Annotated in this window: 18 protein-coding genes and 5 pseudogenes; 9 read left to right on the top strand and 14 right to left on the bottom strand. The window is 38.6% G+C overall.

Annotation, left to right across the window (positions count from 1 at the left end; all coding sequences use genetic code 11):
* Positions 1 to 144: 144 nt before the first annotated feature.
* A complete protein-coding gene (locus tag E4O01_RS14815; RefSeq protein WP_256484762.1) occupies positions 145 to 378 on the top strand; it encodes an AlbA family DNA-binding domain-containing protein in 234 nt (77 codons plus the stop codon).
* A gap of 546 nt (positions 379 to 924) precedes the next feature.
* On the opposite strand, the gene E4O01_RS04900 is transcribed toward E4O01_RS14815, so the two are convergent.
* The 14 genes and pseudogenes from E4O01_RS04900 to gpmA all read right to left on the bottom strand — a co-directional run bounded on the left by E4O01_RS04900 (position 925) and on the right by gpmA (position 8,894).
* Positions 925 to 1,062 (bottom strand): P-loop NTPase family protein, encoded by a 138-nt coding sequence (locus E4O01_RS04900; RefSeq protein ID WP_253730205.1) that lies wholly within the window; start codon positions 1,060 to 1,062, stop codon positions 925 to 927.
* Between the two features lie 4 nt (positions 1,063 to 1,066).
* Complete coding sequence (locus tag E4O01_RS04895; protein ID WP_253730204.1) at positions 1,067 to 1,402, bottom strand: ATP-binding cassette domain-containing protein; 336 nt, start codon at positions 1,400 to 1,402, stop codon at positions 1,067 to 1,069.
* A gap of 159 nt (positions 1,403 to 1,561) precedes the next feature.
* Positions 1,562 to 2,149, bottom strand: a pseudogene (locus tag E4O01_RS04890) (hypothetical protein).
* 84 nt (positions 2,150 to 2,233) lie between these two features.
* Positions 2,234 to 2,518, bottom strand: a complete 285-nt coding sequence (locus tag E4O01_RS14810) for a hypothetical protein (RefSeq protein ID WP_371922622.1) — start codon at positions 2,516 to 2,518, stop codon at positions 2,234 to 2,236.
* Between the two features lie 582 nt (positions 2,519 to 3,100).
* Complete coding sequence (locus E4O01_RS14805; protein WP_371922621.1) at positions 3,101 to 3,247, bottom strand: hypothetical protein; 147 nt, start codon at positions 3,245 to 3,247, stop codon at positions 3,101 to 3,103.
* Positions 3,248 to 3,309: 62 nt separating this feature from the next.
* The gene (locus tag E4O01_RS14800) at positions 3,310 to 3,756 is read right to left on the bottom strand and encodes a hypothetical protein (protein ID WP_371922620.1); all 447 of its coding nucleotides are present in this window, start codon (positions 3,754 to 3,756) and stop codon (positions 3,310 to 3,312) included.
* A gap of 7 nt (positions 3,757 to 3,763) precedes the next feature.
* Positions 3,764 to 3,994: an acyl-CoA dehydratase activase-related protein gene (locus E4O01_RS14795; RefSeq protein ID WP_371922619.1), complete on the bottom strand. Its 231-nt coding sequence runs from the start codon at positions 3,992 to 3,994 to the stop codon at positions 3,764 to 3,766.
* Complete coding sequence (locus E4O01_RS14790; RefSeq protein WP_371922618.1) at positions 3,981 to 4,976, bottom strand: acyl-CoA dehydratase activase-related protein; 996 nt, start codon at positions 4,974 to 4,976, stop codon at positions 3,981 to 3,983. Before E4O01_RS14790 ends, E4O01_RS14795 begins: the two co-directional genes overlap by 14 nt.
* 60 nt (positions 4,977 to 5,036) lie before the next feature.
* On the bottom strand, positions 5,037 to 5,267 hold the full coding sequence (locus E4O01_RS14785; protein ID WP_371922617.1) for a BadF/BadG/BcrA/BcrD ATPase family protein: 231 nt from the start codon (positions 5,265 to 5,267) through the stop codon (positions 5,037 to 5,039).
* 715 nt (positions 5,268 to 5,982) lie between these two features.
* Entirely contained in the window at positions 5,983 to 6,507 is a 525-nt protein-coding gene (locus E4O01_RS14780; protein ID WP_371922616.1) for a BadF/BadG/BcrA/BcrD ATPase family protein, read from the bottom strand.
* Positions 6,458 to 6,649: a hypothetical protein gene (locus E4O01_RS14775; protein ID WP_371922615.1), complete on the bottom strand. Its 192-nt coding sequence runs from the start codon at positions 6,647 to 6,649 to the stop codon at positions 6,458 to 6,460. Before E4O01_RS14775 ends, E4O01_RS14780 begins: the two co-directional genes overlap by 50 nt.
* 54 nt (positions 6,650 to 6,703) lie before the next feature.
* A complete protein-coding gene (locus E4O01_RS04880; protein WP_253730203.1) occupies positions 6,704 to 7,270 on the bottom strand; it encodes an MlrC C-terminal domain-containing protein in 567 nt (188 codons plus the stop codon).
* Positions 7,270 to 8,074: pseudogene (locus tag E4O01_RS14770) on the bottom strand (M81 family metallopeptidase). The gene E4O01_RS04880 and the pseudogene E4O01_RS14770 overlap by 1 nt, the downstream one beginning before the upstream one ends.
* Before the next feature lie 66 nt (positions 8,075 to 8,140).
* A pseudogene (gene gpmA / locus E4O01_RS04870) lies at positions 8,141 to 8,894 on the bottom strand (2,3-diphosphoglycerate-dependent phosphoglycerate mutase).
* A 425-nt stretch (positions 8,895 to 9,319) separates the two neighbouring features.
* On the opposite strand from gpmA, the gene E4O01_RS04865 reads away from it, so the two are divergent.
* The 8 genes and pseudogenes from E4O01_RS04865 to E4O01_RS04825 all read left to right on the top strand — a co-directional run bounded on the left by E4O01_RS04865 (position 9,320) and on the right by E4O01_RS04825 (position 15,289).
* On the top strand, positions 9,320 to 10,306 hold the full coding sequence (locus E4O01_RS04865; RefSeq protein WP_253730202.1) for a hypothetical protein: 987 nt from the start codon (positions 9,320 to 9,322) through the stop codon (positions 10,304 to 10,306).
* On the top strand, positions 10,303 to 10,575 hold the full coding sequence (locus tag E4O01_RS04860; RefSeq protein WP_253730201.1) for a hypothetical protein: 273 nt from the start codon (positions 10,303 to 10,305) through the stop codon (positions 10,573 to 10,575). The genes E4O01_RS04865 and E4O01_RS04860 overlap by 4 nt, the downstream gene beginning before the upstream one ends.
* An 87-nt stretch (positions 10,576 to 10,662) precedes the next feature.
* Positions 10,663 to 11,591, top strand: a pseudogene (locus tag E4O01_RS04850) (hypothetical protein).
* Positions 11,592 to 11,615: 24 nt separating this feature from the next.
* Positions 11,616 to 12,554, top strand: a complete 939-nt coding sequence (locus E4O01_RS04845) for an NADase-type glycan-binding domain-containing protein (RefSeq protein ID WP_253694697.1) — start codon at positions 11,616 to 11,618, stop codon at positions 12,552 to 12,554.
* Positions 12,555 to 12,578: 24 nt separating this feature from the next.
* Positions 12,579 to 13,136 carry a hypothetical protein gene (locus E4O01_RS04840; RefSeq protein ID WP_253694696.1) on the top strand — a complete coding sequence of 186 codons (558 nt, stop codon included), beginning with the start codon at positions 12,579 to 12,581 and terminating at the stop codon, positions 13,134 to 13,136.
* Positions 13,137 to 13,200: 64 nt separating this feature from the next.
* On the top strand, positions 13,201 to 13,776 hold the full coding sequence (locus E4O01_RS04835; RefSeq protein ID WP_253694695.1) for a hypothetical protein: 576 nt from the start codon (positions 13,201 to 13,203) through the stop codon (positions 13,774 to 13,776).
* 424 nt (positions 13,777 to 14,200) lie between these two features.
* A complete protein-coding gene (locus E4O01_RS04830) occupies positions 14,201 to 14,341 on the top strand; it encodes a hypothetical protein (RefSeq protein ID WP_253730198.1) in 141 nt (46 codons plus the stop codon).
* A 12-nt stretch (positions 14,342 to 14,353) separates the two neighbouring features.
* A pseudogene (locus E4O01_RS04825) lies at positions 14,354 to 15,289 on the top strand (hypothetical protein).
* Positions 15,290 to 15,412 lie beyond the last annotated feature (123 nt).

Here is a 15,412-nt window from a genome sequence, read left to right as displayed (position 1 = left end):
TTCTCCCCATTCTCGTCAGTTCTCCTCATTCTCGTCAGTTCTCCCCAAAAATACTTGACGAGAAACATAAAACAAGTTATAATATACCCAAGTACAAGTTTGCCTACAAAGGAAGGTATAAATTGATTTTTCAAAGAAAGTGAAATCTTAGAACTCAAAGAAACTATCGATGAAAACATCAAAAAAGCGATTATCGCATTTGCAAATTGCAAGGGCGGAACAGTCTATGCCGGTGTCAAGGATGACGGCACAATCGCAGGGCTAAAAGATATTGATGATTCAATGCTCCGGCTTAGTAATATGATAAGAGATTCAATCAGACCTGATATAACAATGTTTGTTAATTATAAAATAATACAAGAACAGGGAAGGCAATAATCAAAATTACCGTTCAAAGAGGCAGCAACCGCCCCTATTATCTTGCTAAAAAGGTTTAAGACCGGAAGGTGTATATGTCAGGCAGGGTTCATCCTCCGCCCCTGCAAGCGATACGGCAATAAGAAACATGATAAAGAAACGGATGGTGATAATTTTGAAGATATGCGCTCCACAGAACAAAATTTAACATTTAATGCCTTATCAAAGTTTAAGTTGAGAAAAAAACCGAAGATAAACAAAATTCGCAAAAACCAAGATAAATAGAATTGCCATACCAAATTATCACTTTAGCAAATTTCTTGTAACGGTTTGATCACCCTTCTTTTTCTTTTTGATTTGGGCCTTAAATTTTTAAAGTTAAAACCGAAGCCAAATAATTTTAACCAATCTAAAAAACTTTCATAATTTTTAACTCTCTTTAGGCTTCTGCATTTTCAAATTGAAGATGACTTATCCTCAACAAGCTCCAAAAGCTTTTCGAGAAGCGTTTTCGCCTCTTTTCACGCAACTCCTGTAAAGAGCCTTCAAACATAATTTTACCTGTATTTATGATTGCAAGCCTGTCGCAAAGTTTTCGGCTACTTCCATAACGTGGGTCGAAAAGAAAACGACCTTTCCTGCGTCTGCTCTTTCTCTCATAATTTCTTTTAAAGAAAAGGCAGATTTGGGATCCAAACCGACCATCGGTTCATCCAAGATCCAGACAGGAGGATCGGATAAGAGGCTTCCGGTAACCAAAGTTTTGCTTCATTCCGTGGGAAAAGCTGCCTATGCTCCCGTTTAAGGCTTCATTTATGCCGAAAAGTTTGGTATAACGCTCTATTCTTTCTTGTCTTATATCGGCGGGTACTCCATAAACGTCGCCTATAAAATTTAAGTATTCGGCAGCCTTTAACTGAGAAAAAAGCTCCGGGTTATCGGTAACATAGCCGATTCTTCTTTTTGCTTCCATAGGGTCATCGGCTATGTTTATGCCGTCAACCATTATTGAGCCGGAATCGGGATTAAGAACTCCGGTTATCATCTTAATTGTAGTTGTTTTCCGGCTCCGTTAGGCCTAAAAGCCGAAAATTTCGCCGTTTTTACGTTTACCGAAATTCCGTCTACAGCCTTTGTTTTGAAGAGCCGTAGGCCTTTGAAACATTTGAATTTCAATCATAAATACCCCGTGAACTGTTTATCGTTATTCCCTAACTGTTTTAACGCGCTTTGCATTTTTCACGCTTTCTTCAAGATAACCGCACTCAACCAAATATTGTCTGCGGGAAACTACCAAGGCCATAAGCTCCTTGTACATTTCAAAATTAACTTCAAAGCTATGGGAAAATATAGAGCTCCGTCTCATTGCAATAGCGTTCAATAAATTCGGGATCCGTCACAAAACCAAACTTATCATATTGCTTATTCTGTCGGCACATTTTAAAATTTTAGCCTTTTCGGATTTGTTTTTATTATGTTTTTAGATACTCCGACTTTTCTTGACCCTTTTTTGGTAACTTCCAAAACAAGCTCATAAACCTGTCCCGACTCGGAATCGATATTTAAAATTTCGTTTACATTAAAATCTTCAATATCTTCGATAACGTCATGGATTAGCGAAGCTTTAAAAAGAACACTGTCGATGTACCCGTAGTCTATAAGAATGCCCATAGTATCTACCTGATGCCGGAACATATTTCCTCCTGCATGACGGGCCTTTCCGATTAAGGCAGTAGCAACCTGCATGTAAGGAGCAAGATAAATTCCTTTAATACTCTAAATCTCTTGTCAAAGTAAACTCCTTATTATTATAAGTTAAAATTATACTAAAATAAAAGTTTAGTGTCAAGAAGGGAGAAAAAGTACAAAGGACTTCTCACTTTGTTTCATCGGGGTGGAGGCCGGGTTTGGCATTGGCCAGGAGGAGTTTTAAGCGGTTGAGCTGATTTACCTCGCTGGCTCCGGGGTCGAAGTCGATGGCAGAAATATTTGCCTCGGGATAGCGGCGGCGCAATTCCTTTATCATTCCCTTTCCGGTTACGTGATTAGGGAGGCAGGCAAATGGCTGCACGCAGGCAATATTTGAAACTCCCGAATGAATGAGCTCTATCATTTCGGCTGTCAAGAACCAGCCTTCTCCCGTAACGTTACCCAGCTGCAAATTCCGTCTACAGAATCGGCTAATCTGTATATGCTGTCAGGGAGTAAAACGCTTGCTTCGCTTTAAAGCTTTTTAATCGGCTTTCTGTATCTTTCTATGACCCAGATTGTAAATTGCAATGAATCGTTTTTAAACGAGTAATCGAGATAGGTATTGTGATAGATACCCGAAACGGAAGAATAAAGGAAGAAGTCTAAAGATCAGGGACGACACATTCCGCTCCTTCCCTCTCGATTGTACTAAAAATATCGTTATTGGCTGCGGGGTGGGGTAACCAATATTTCCCCTACTACGCCGACCCTCGGTTTTCGTATATTTTTAAGGGTAGATTATCAAACTCGCTTACAATGCCGTTTATAATTTCCTTATATTTTTAGAAGACATTTTTTAGAGCATCTTTGATAAGGACGGCATATTTTTATATATCGTTTGCAGAACCGGGAACCTTTTCGTAGGGCCGGGTGCGGTAAAGCACCCTCATTAAAAGATCTCCTAAGCACATAGCTTGAGCAACCCTATGCAAAACAGGAAAATTTTAATTTAAAACCCGGATTTTTTCGATGGACTGGGCACTGATACCTATTACCGGTACAAAACCAAGCCTGCATCTATAAGGGCCCGCCTTATAAAGCCTATGTAGTTTGTGGCCCGGCAGCCTCCTCCGGTTTGAGTAATCGCCAAAGCTGTGGTGCGTAAATCGTAGCGGCCCGATTTTAGAGCTGCTATCATCTGTCCTGCAACTATGATGGCAGGATAACAGGCATCATTGTTTATATACTTTAAGCCGTACTCTACGGCAGTTTGATCGATTTCGGTAAGAATTTCCAGGTTATAGCCTGAGTGCGAAATAGCGCACCTATAAGGTCAAAATGAATGGGAGACATCTGAGGGGCTAAAATAGTGTATCGTTTTTCCATATCCTTTGAAAAAACTATGCGCTCATAGGCCGAGCTTTTTCTTGTTAAAGAAAGTTTATGCCTCTTTCTTTCCTTGACAGCAGCCAAAAGACTACGTACTCTTATTCTCACGGCTCCGAGGTTTGAACCCTCATCTATTTTTATGAGGGTGTACATCTTCCCCTTTGACTCAACTATTTCCTGAACCTGATCGGCCGTTACCGCATCCAAACCGCAGCCGAAGCTGGTAAGCTGTATAAATTCCAGATTATCTTGAGTTGCAGTAAAGTTTCCGGCCCTATAGAGACGGTTATGATAAGTCCACTGATCTACGACACGCAAGGGCGCTCTATTTTCCTAAGTGGGCAACCGAGTCCTCGGTTAAAACCGCAAGACCGAGACCGTTGAGCATTTCAGGGATGCCGTGGTTTATTTCGGGGTCAAGGTGATAGGGACGGCCTGCAAGCACAATGCCTTTAAGATTTTTTTCTTTCATTATGCGTAAAACCTCTTCTCCCTTCTCCTCCGTTTCCTTTTTAAAGCCTTCTTCTTCGGTCCATGCCGCATTAACGGCAGTCATTATTTCTTCCAAACATATCGAAAACTTTGCACAGCTCCTCATGAAGACGATCTATCAATCGGTTCTTGTCATAATAGGGTAAAAAGGGATTTAAATAAATTATATTTGCATCCTGCCTTAGAACATCGATATTGTTTTTTAAAACCTCAGGATAGCTTGTAACAATGGGACAGTTATAATGGTTTCCGGCTCCGTCATCTTCTTTTTTCTCGTAAGGAATACAGGGATAGAAAATATTTTTTACGCCTAATTTTAAGAGGGCCTCAATATGACCGTGAGCTATCTTTCCGGGATAACAAACCGATTCGGACGGAATAGATTCAAGACCCATCTCGTAGGTTCCTCTGGTTGAGCGGGGAGAAATTCTAACCGAAAATCCCAGCTCAGTAAAAAAGGTAAACCAGAACGGATAGTTTTCGTACATGTTTAAAACCCGCGGATTCCTATCTCGCCCGTGGAGCTTCATTTTGGGAATGGGTTTATATTTAAAAAGCCTCTTATACTTCCAGTCAAAGAGGTTGGGTATATCTTTTTTATTTACGCCTCCTTGATCCTTAACGGAAACTTGAGATGAACACTCTTCAAGTCCGCTGTTTTTGTCGAGTTCAGCACCGCGTTCACATCTGTTTCCCGTAATAAATCGCCGTTTTACCCCGCAAATATCGAAGGTGTTTACGGTTAAAAGGCAGTTATTTGGGCATTTGGGACAGCGCAATAAATCAAGCTTTACCTTAAAATTTTCCAAGCCTTCCATATCGGCAATGTTCGATCTTATTTTTCCTTCAGAAAGATTTTCTTCGTCAAGGTCATGCCATTGATCTTTTGCAATTAAGGCAGCTCCGTATGCACCCATAAGCCCTGCGACATCCGGGCGGACAGCCTGTCTTCCCGAAACAAGCTCAAAAGCACGCAAAACGGCATCGTTATTAAAGGTTCCGCCCTGCACTATAACCTTGCTTCCTACCTCGGAGGCATCGCGCAATTTAATAACCTTAAAGAGGCATTTTTATAACGGAATAAGAAAGACCTGAAGAAATGTCTCCTACCGAGGCTCCTTCTTTTGAGCCTGCTTAACTCGGCTGTTCATAAAAACCGTGCATCGTGTACCTAAATCTACGGGTTTTTCGGCAAGAAGAGCCATGCTCGCAAATTCGCTTATGCTCATTCCGAGGGATCGGGCAAAGTTATCCAAAAAGCTTCCGCAGCCTGAGGAACAAGCTTCATTCAGCTGAATAGAGCTTATGGCTCCGTTTTTCATGCGGAGGCACTTCATATCTTGACCGCCTATATCCAAAGGAAGTCTACTCGGGTAAAAGATTCTGCGGCACGGTAGTGTGCGATCGTTTCAACCTCTCCTGCATCTACACCCAAAGCAGCCTGAAAAAGGCCCTCCCCATATCCTGTAGAAACGGAGCGGGCTATATAGGCTTTGGAGGAAGCATTTTGTAAAGGTCTTTAAAACCCTTGCAAGTTCGACAGGGTTTCCTGCATTTACGTCATAAAACGCCAAGAATTTTCCTTCCCCATCAATTAAAACGGCCTTGGTGGTAGTTGAGCCTGCATCAAGCCCTAAAGACGGGGCCGGAAGCAGAGAAATATCGGCCGGGGAGCTTTTTCCTTTGCATGCCTTATCCTGAAAGTCTCAAGTTCTTCTTCATTTTAAAGAGGAGGAAGGCGCTGAACCTCGGGCATCTCGGAAGAAGCTATCTTATAAATATCTTTTGAATTTTGAAAGTTTTATAAAATTGGTTCGGCTTCAACTTCTTCTTCAAAAATAAGAGGAGATTTGCATTCGCTCTTTTGAAAAGTTTTAAACCGGGCCTTTTAGGTCCCAGAGAGCAGGCCGGTTAAAGGGAGAGCTTGAGGCCTTGGGTATCTTAAAGCCTCCGGCAGCACTCAAGGCTGCCCCATGGCTACAAAGAGCTCAGAATTTTCAGGCGTGATAATTTCATCATCATTAAGTTTTAAGGTTTCGATAAACCTGTGCCTTAACTGATCCAAAATGTAAGGGGCCTCCCAAAAGCAACCTTTCCGCGGATGGGTTTACCGCAGGCAAGCCCCGAAATAGTCTGGCTTACTACAGCTTGAAGATACTGGCTGCTATGTCTTCTCTTTTGCCCCTCGTTTATGAGAGGCTGAACGTCGGTCTTGGCAAAGACTCCGCAGCGGGCGGCTATAGGGTAAATGGTCTTAGCATTTTTTGCAAGCTCGTTTAAGCCCAAGGCATCGGTTTCCAAGAGGGCGGCCATCTGGTCTATAAAAGAGCCCGTACCTCCTGCACAGGTTCCGTTCATTCTTTGCTCGATATTGGCGTGCTCAAAATAAGTAATCTTTGCATCCTCGCCGCCGAGTTCTATTATAACATCGGTGTGAGGAATTATTTTACGGCGGCAGTTGAGGCTACGACCTCTTGAATAAAGGGTATATTGAGCCAGTGCGAAACGGCAAGCCCTCCTGATCCCGTTACAATGAGGGAGCTCTACATCTTCTCCGTATTTTTTCGACAGCTTCAACAGCAAGTTCGCAAACGGATATAATAGTTGTCCGTATATCGGCCCTATGCCTTTGATACTTACTGAACAAAACCGTTCCGTCATCTTCTAAAACAACAACCTTTACGGTTGTCGAGCCGACATCGATTCCGAAACGCAGCACTCTCTCTATTCATAACACCAACCGATTTTAAATTATAATTTTATATCCATGTCCTTATCCAAGGGATATATTGGACGCGAGTTTGAGGGTAATCAAGGTTTCCAAGACCTCGTTTGAACAGCCCTTAGATTCCGCCAATATCGCCCTCTTTGCTATTTTTGAAAACAGGGTTCCAAATAACCCAGCTTTACGATAACTATACAATAATCTTCTGCGTTTACACCCGGCAGGCAAGAGCTCATCATCCCCGAAGCCTATGTGATTTGAGGTTAAAACTATTCTTATGTCTTCCATTTCGACAAAAGCCAATCGGGAATCATAAACGCCGTAGTTTTTTACAAGTTTTAAAACCTTTACGGGGCAAGGAATTTTTTTGCCGTTGATTTTATCCCATGTTCCGCCTATAGTTATTTCTAAGGAAGAGCCCTCCCCTGCCTCAAAGCATTTTTCAACGGCAGCCTTATCAAAAAATCCTGAATAAAGCACCTTAGTGGGTAGAGCTTTTAAAGCTTCTTTTTGTTTTAAAAGGGCCTCAAAGCACTCGGTGGAATCCCCGAAGAACCGGCTGTATGGATTATCTCCCGAATCGGAGACAAAGACGGGGCCTTCTTTATTTTGCACTACAGATTCAACAGCGGTTTTATTGAAGTAAAGGAATCATAATGCTCTACCTTAAATTTAATTATGACGCTCGGCCCAAATTCCTTGGCTATCTTTAAGGCTGCCCTGTCTGCAAGGGCCTGATCGTTTAAGGCAGTTGTTACAATGTTTACTCCGTTATCCTTGCTGTCTGCCCACGGAAAGCCCAAAAGAACGGAGGCGGCAAGCAAGCCATTTTCCTTTTCGGCCTCGACACAAGAGGCGATTAAACTCTTCATAGGCTCGGCGGCGGTTTCGCTTTTTCTCCTGCCACCAGCATGGGATTTTTACCCTATACAAAGTTTATTTGAAGGCTCTAAGGCAGCTTTTAAAAGTTCGGCTGCATGGACACCGGTTTCATAGCAGTCAATATGAGGAGCGGTTTTATAACCTACGATACCGTCACAATATTTAATCATCTCATCGGTTACGGTAGCATGCATGTCCAAAGCTGTCGTTAAAGGAATATGGGGAAGCTTTTCGCGGATTGCTTTTAAAGGTCTCCTTCGGCAGGTCCTATTTTTGAACCTTTAAAGAACCGTGAAGGCCTAAGCAGATGCCGTCAATCGGAGCCTAAAAGAGCCTTATCTATATAGGCTAAAATTCTTTTTAAGCTCGGTATATAGATTATAATCCACCAAGCCGTTCGGAACAGCCCTTGCAACTACGGCAGGTACTGCCTCCCAGCCCATTTTGAATAGTTTCGATAATTCCGGTAGAAGAGTAATAGGGTTTTAAACCTTTTGTTAAAACTTCTTCTCCTCTAAAAATAACAAAATCTTCAATACCCGTAATAATAGGATTAAAGCTGTTCGACTCGTGATTTATGCATCCTACTAAATTCGCTTCATTTTATATTCTTACCTTATTTCTTTTTCCTTGATTTGCAACTGCATTTATTTTTGCGTTTATTTTTCTTGGTCTCCCAGATAGCGTTTACTCATAACCTTAAAATTCTTATCGAATTCGTAGACCAAGAGGACGCCTGTCGAATATTTACGGAAATGATTTCTTCATCGCTTAAATTTTCAAAGTACTTGACCAATGCCCTGAGGGAGTTCCCATGGGCTGTTATAAGAATTCTTTTTTTTTCAAGCATTTGAGGCTTTATAGTCTCTTCAAAAAAAGGAACGGCTCTGGCTATGGTATCTTTTAAGCTTTCTGTTAGGGGAAGCTCTGATTTTTCAATTCCCCTGTATTGTTCCTGTAAATAGGGACAACGCTTATCTCCTCCTTCCAAGACAGGAGGGGCAATATCAAAGGATCGGCGCCAAATTTTTACCTGATCCTCTCCGTATTTTTCGGCCGTTTCTGCCTTGTTTAAGCCCTGCAAGGCCCCGTAATGTCTTTCATTAAGCTTCCAAGTTTTTATGACGGGAAGCCATTCTCTATCCATCTCATTTAAAATATGATTGAGTGTGTGGATTGCCCTTTTTAGATAAGAAGTATAACAGATGTCAAAATCAAAACCTTCTTTTTTTAAATAGACTCCGCCCTCCTTTGCTTCTTCTACACCCTTTTCGCTTAATTCCACATCCGTCCATCCGGTAAATAAATTAAGCTTGTTCCATTCACTTTCGCCATGCCTGACCAAAACCAATTTCATATAGTCCTCCAACTAAGGTTAATATTATACAATAGGTGTCATAGTGTCAAGAGAGAAAATAATTTTATTTAAATTCTGCAAAATTTTATAAATATTATTCAAAAATGAGTAAAAATATCCCAAAAAAAGACAAAATATAAAAAATTATATTTTTTTTGAAAAAGTAGTCTTGTTTTTAATTAAAAGCTATAATATAATGGAAGCAGGAGGAAAATTAAGTAATTTCCAAAAGCTTCCATATTTTCTATGCATGGAAAAAATATTTTTTTTACAAGGAGAAAATTTATGGAAAGTTGGAAAAATTCTTATTACTTAAGAGATTTAGATGATTTTATAATCTCCGGCAGTAACGGCGGAAGAAATGATTCTGAAGCCAAAGTCGGGCATTCGCCTTTATACCTATAACGACAGCGAATGATGATAATGTGGAGAACTGGATCCCGAAACCCAATCCGGTTAAACCGCCGGCTCGGGGAACTAAACCCATAGACACAGAACCTGCACCTGATAATCCGCCGGGCAATGGCAATACCCCTGGAGACACTGATGACAATCCTATTGAACCTAATCCAAATAATCCGCCGATCAAAAAGCCGAAACCGGCAGAGCCGACACCTACTCCGCCCCCGGAACCGGCACCGACTGACCCTAAACCGGGACAGGATGAAACACAGCCTCCAGAAAATGACGGAGGCGGCAACGGTAGAAATGATGGTGACGATCGTGACGGTGATGATGACTCAATAGAACGCGGAGATCACCGGGATGATGATGACAATAATTCCAATTCAGGTACAGGCGGCGGAAACGGCAACAACGGAGAAAATCAACCCCCTCCTGCTGCCGGAAACACCGGCAACAATGGGAATACCGGGAACCAAACAACTCCATCACCGGCAGACACAAAATCATCTGCCGGCCCTAATACCGGAAATGGAAGGAATAAAGACATCTTATCACCAAGAGAGAGAGGAAAAGCAGCATTGCTAGCAAAAATGGATACTGATTTTGCCAGTCAAGTTGAATCTAGTTGGTTAAATGGAAAAGCCATTGCCGTAGATAAACAGCTCAATGACTATTCAAGCCCAATTATTGCTATCGATGTAAATGGCAGGTATATCGAAATGAATAATTTTAATGTTGACGGTATGGATATTTCAATTAAGCGTGAGCATGACGGGTATGGAAACGAATTCGATTCTGTCAGGACTATTGAAAGCTTAAAATTGGCCAGCGGTCAGGTTGTAAAATGCAATATTCAGGACATGGTTGGTGCTAATGCGGAAAGTAAAGCCTTTGCCGATAAACATGAAGGTATGACCTTACCTGACGGTAAATATTATTTTACGGCAGAAGACCTGACAGAGCAAGCAGATGGTACATATAATTCAATAAAATTGCAAATACGTTGAGGCTGCAAACTAAGGATACAAACATTCCTAAAAATATTAGGGATGATATAAATTCCAAATACTATCTTTTTCATGCTACCGAATATAAAAAAGGTTTTATACCGAAAGACGGCGGGAATAGAATATGGATTAATCCTTGGTCTGCAGGGTGTATTTCGTCCATAACAGGAGGACAGTCCACACATGATGATTTTATGAATATGCTGACAGGAATCACTCCCGAAAATATCAGCGTTACCATAACATCTAAACGGCATGTAGATATATAATTATTTACTATCAACATTTTCCGGACAGGTTAAAGACCTGTCCGGTTTTAAAAAATTACTTAAAAACTTTTATAAGGAGAAAAGAAAATGTTTTTAAAAAGTAAAATCGGTTTATTTAAAAAAAGTTTATTTTATGTCTTTTTAATTATGGGTAGTTTTGCCGTAGGGCAAAACTTTGATTTAACGGGATTCGGATATACGGATACGGTACCATGCCCTATTTTATTGAATTCAAAAAGGAAACGAGATTGAAATAAGCTGGTATAATGCAAATCAGAAAGAGTAAAAAATCTATACTTACAAAAAAGTATATAGGCCGCTTTCCCTTATTTGAATTGAATGCCGATATGCCTGAAGACCTATATGCAGGACTTAATACCGAATCAAAAAACTATTACGGAAATAAATTTATGCTTTTAACGGGATTGGCGAAAAAAACTTTGGGAGAAAATAAAGACGGTATTGTAGGACTGGGTATGCTGCCCGCACGCAAGGGTAAAAAAGCTTCAGACTTTTTTTCTGATTTTCCCATGGGAGGAACAGGAGAATATCCTTGTTTTAATTATGAAAATGTAAGTTCGTATTTTGTCGAAGAATCAAAAGAAGGAAAAAGAGAGTATAAAATAGAAAATTTATCAATTATGGAACAGGATACCCCTTGGGTAGAAGGCGTAGACGGCTGGGGTATAGGAGAGACATTTACAATAAGCACCAAAAACATGTCTTTTTATAAATACATACTCTTGATGAACGGCTATATTTCAGCTTCAAATCCTAAACTTTATGATGAAAACGGAAGAATTAAAAAGATAATGGTTGAGGGTCTTACAAGCGGCAAGAAAAAAGAATTCACCGTAAAGGATACACCCCATCCTCAAACTGTGGACATAAGTTTTTTACCCGAACAAGAAGATGTTAAGATTACCATATTGGATGTGTACAAGGGTACAAAATACGAGGACACGGCTATTCATTTTATGATTTTGTGGAGAACCGAAGTTATCCCTTACGAATAAAACTTTTATAAGGAGATGAAGAAAATGTTTTTAAAAAGAAAGATCGGTTTATTTAAAAAAAGCTTATTTTTATGTCTTTTTTTAATTATGGGCAGCTTTGCAATAGGGCAAAACTTTGATTTGGCAGGCTTCGGATATACCGGCGGAGTTCCACTTGGTTATTTTATCGAATTCCAAAAAGGAAATAAGATCGAAATAAGCTGGTATAATGCAAAAGAAGAAGAGGTAAAAAAGGTCTATACTTACAAAAAAAAGTACATAGGCCGTTTTCCATTATTTGAATTGAATACCGATATGCCCGATGACCTATATGCAAACCTTGATCCTCAATCAAAAGAATATTTAGGCAATAAATTTATGCTTTTAACGGGCTTGGTAAAAAAAGCTTGGAAAGAAAACGAGGATGATATTATAGGTCTTGGCATGCTGCCTGCACACAAGGGTAAAAAAGCAGAAGGCTTTTTTACAAGATTTCCCTCAGGGGGCTCAGGAGAAACACCTTATTTTTACTATGAAAATGTAAGTTCTCATCTTGTCGAAAAATCAAAGGAAGGAAAAAGAGAATACAAGATAGAAAATCTATGCGACATGAGAGAAGACACTCCTTGGGTAGAAGGTGTAGACGGCTGGGGTATAGGAGAGTCCTTTGTTATAAAAACATGGAAGAGCAGTGATGATAAATACATTTTACTGATGAACGGTTATATTTCAGCTTCAAATCCTAAACTTTATGATGAAAACGGAAGAATTAAAAAGATAATGGTTGAGGGAGTTACAAGCGGCAAGAAAAAAGAATTCACCGTAAAGGATACACCCCATCCTCAAACTGTGGACATAAGTTTTTTACCCGAACAAGAAGATGTTAAGATTACCATATTGGATGTGTACAAGGGTACAAAATACGAGGACACGGCTATTCATTTTATGATTTTGTGGAGAACTGAGGTTATTCCTTACGAATAAAACTTTTAATAAGGAGAAAAGAAAATGTTTTTAAAAGAAAAAATCGGTTTATCGAAAAAAAGTGCATTTTTATGCCTTTTGTTAGTTGTGGGTAGTTTTGCAGCAGCTCTTAATGCGGCAGAAAAGGCAGAATTCGTAATTAGCGATGAACCTTTTATTTATAAGGACTTGCCTCTTATTCCGTGGAAAAAATACACCAGAGACGAAATTGAAAAAAAATTGGGTAAACCTGATTGGCATGAAGACAATCCGGGAGGTTGGTGTCGTTCTTATGAGGATAAGATTGTTTTTAATTTTGACCAAGAGAATTCATTTGATGGGTTTGTTTTTAAATATCCCGAAAAAATAAAAGGCTTAAATATCTATGGATTATTCATATCAAAAGATGACAATCATTCAAGCATAGTCAAAAAACTAATAGAGCTCAAAAGAAACTTTAATGTTATTTATAAAGCAAATCATAGAGATCTTGAATTCAAAGTTAGATTTAAAAATAAATTTGGAAATGTTCTCTTAGTAATTTATTGTTCAACTTCAAATAAACAAGAAGTAACATATGTAAGCCTTTGGTATGTGGATTAAGCTGTCGCTAAAAATATGCATGATTTAAAAAACTAATTAAAAACTTTTACAAGGAGAAAAGAAAATGTTATTAAAAAGAAAAATCGGTTTATCGAAAAAAAGTGCATTTTTATGCCTTTTGTTAGTTGTAGGTAGTTTTGCATCAGCTCTTAGTGCGGCAGAAAAGGCAAAGTTCATAGTCAATGATGCTCCCTTTATATTTAGAAATCAAAAGTTAATTCCGGGTAAAAAATATACGTTAAAAGACTTGGAAGCAAAAATAGGTAAAGCTTTTGGAGTTGCAGATAAGGCAAAACTTCTTGAGGTTATTTATAAAGAGGAAAGATTGATATTCATGTTTGACCGTCAAAATTATTTTTGCGGATTTGAATTTTTTATAACAAATGAAGATACGGATCCGATTGTAATATATGATCTAGAAATAAGACCGGATGATACATATAATAGTATCCAAAAAAAAATAAAGGCTCTTAAAATCACATACAATCTTTATGAAAAAGAAGGTACTAATCCCATGATAGATATGGACTTTATCAGCAAAAAATTCGGAAAAGTAAATATAACAATTATATGTGCTGAGTCTGGAAGGCAGCCTGTACTCATGGCCACAGCACTGTATATGGATCTTATTCATGAATAAAATATTCATTATAAGGAGATAAAGAAAATGTTTTTAAAAAGAAAAATAATATTTTTATTTGTGCTTTGTTTTGTATTTTTTTAATACAAATATATTCAAATGATATCAGTGAAGTTAAAATCGCCGATGGCACCATTATAGTGCAGGGAAAAGAATTCAAATTTAATTCGGTACTTAGCAAAAAAGATATTGAAAAGAAATTCGGTAAGCCGACATTTTACAAACATACACCCGGAAGATTCAATATTATGTATGAGGATGATGGATTTATAATTACTCTAACCAATGACGGCATTTTCGAACATATAGGTTTCGATCTTGAGATTTTCATAAGGTTGATATAAAAGGGCTTATTATCGAAAGAAATGATACATACTCACAAATTATTAAAAAGATTAAAAACAAGAAACTGGAGTTTACCGTTATGGAGCCTAAAAAAAATGATATTTCTATAATAGTAAAATTTTATAATAAAAATATAGGAAATACACAACTTGATATTTGGCTTCCCGATAAGAAAAATGGTAAGATTTTAGGGCTTTTCTATTCATATATAAAACAGTAAGGAGAAACGAAAATGTTTTTAGAAAGAAAGATCGGTTTATTAAAAAAAACTTCACTTTTGTGTCTTTTTAATTATGGGTAGTTTTGCAATAGGGCAAAACTTTGATTTAACAGGCTTCGGATATACGGATGGACCTCCTGTTGCTTATTTTATCGATTCCAAAAGGAAACATGATTGAGATAAGCTGGTATAATTCAAAAGAGCAAGAGGTAAAAAAAATCTACAAGTACAAAAAAAAAGTACGTAGGCCGCTTTCCTCTATTCGAATTGAATGCGGACATGCCTGAAGACCTATATGCAAATCTTGATCCCGAATCAAAAGAATATTTAGGCAATAAGTTTATGCTTTTAACGGGCTTGGCAAAAAAAGCTTGGGGAGAAAATGAGGACGCTGTTATAGGCCTGGGCATGTTGCCTGCACTCAATGGTGAAGAAGCATCAGATTTTTTTACAAGATTTCCTATGGGAGGAACAGGAGAGTATCCTTTATTCAATTATGAAAATGTAAATTCACATCTTGTTGAAGAAACAAAAAAAGAAAAAAGAGAGTACAAGATAGAAAACCTATCTGATATGAACCAAGATACTCCTTGGGTAGAAGGAGTAGACGGTTGGGGTATAGGAGAATCCTTTGTTATAAAAACATGGAAAAATAGTGATGATAAATACATCCTCTTGATGAACGGTTATATTTCAGCTTCAAACCCTAAGCTTTATGATGAAAACGGAAGGATTAAAAAAATATCTGTTGAGGGTGTTAAAAGCGGAAAGAAAAAGGAATTTACCGTAAAAGATACGCCTCATCCTCAAACTGTCGATATAAGCTTTTTGCCGGAACAAGAAGATGTTAAGATTACGATATTGGATGTGTACAAGGGAACAAAGTACGAGGACACTGCTATTCATTTTATGATTTTGTGGAGAACTGAGGTTATTCCTTACGAATAAAAGACTTGGAGGAGTCTTACGAAAAACAGTATTCCATATTTATAATTTCAGTTCAACACTTAAAATCACGGCAGTTTCTAATAGAAGCTGCCGTTCTTTTTTTCATGTATATTAAAACAAAAA

The sequence above is a fragment of the Treponema sp. OMZ 790 genome (assembly GCF_024181285.1).
GTDB lineage: Bacteria > Spirochaetota > Spirochaetia > Treponematales > Treponemataceae > Treponema_B.
The sequence above is the reverse complement of the archived record's forward strand: the minus strand, read 5'-3'. Positions and strand labels throughout refer to the sequence as shown.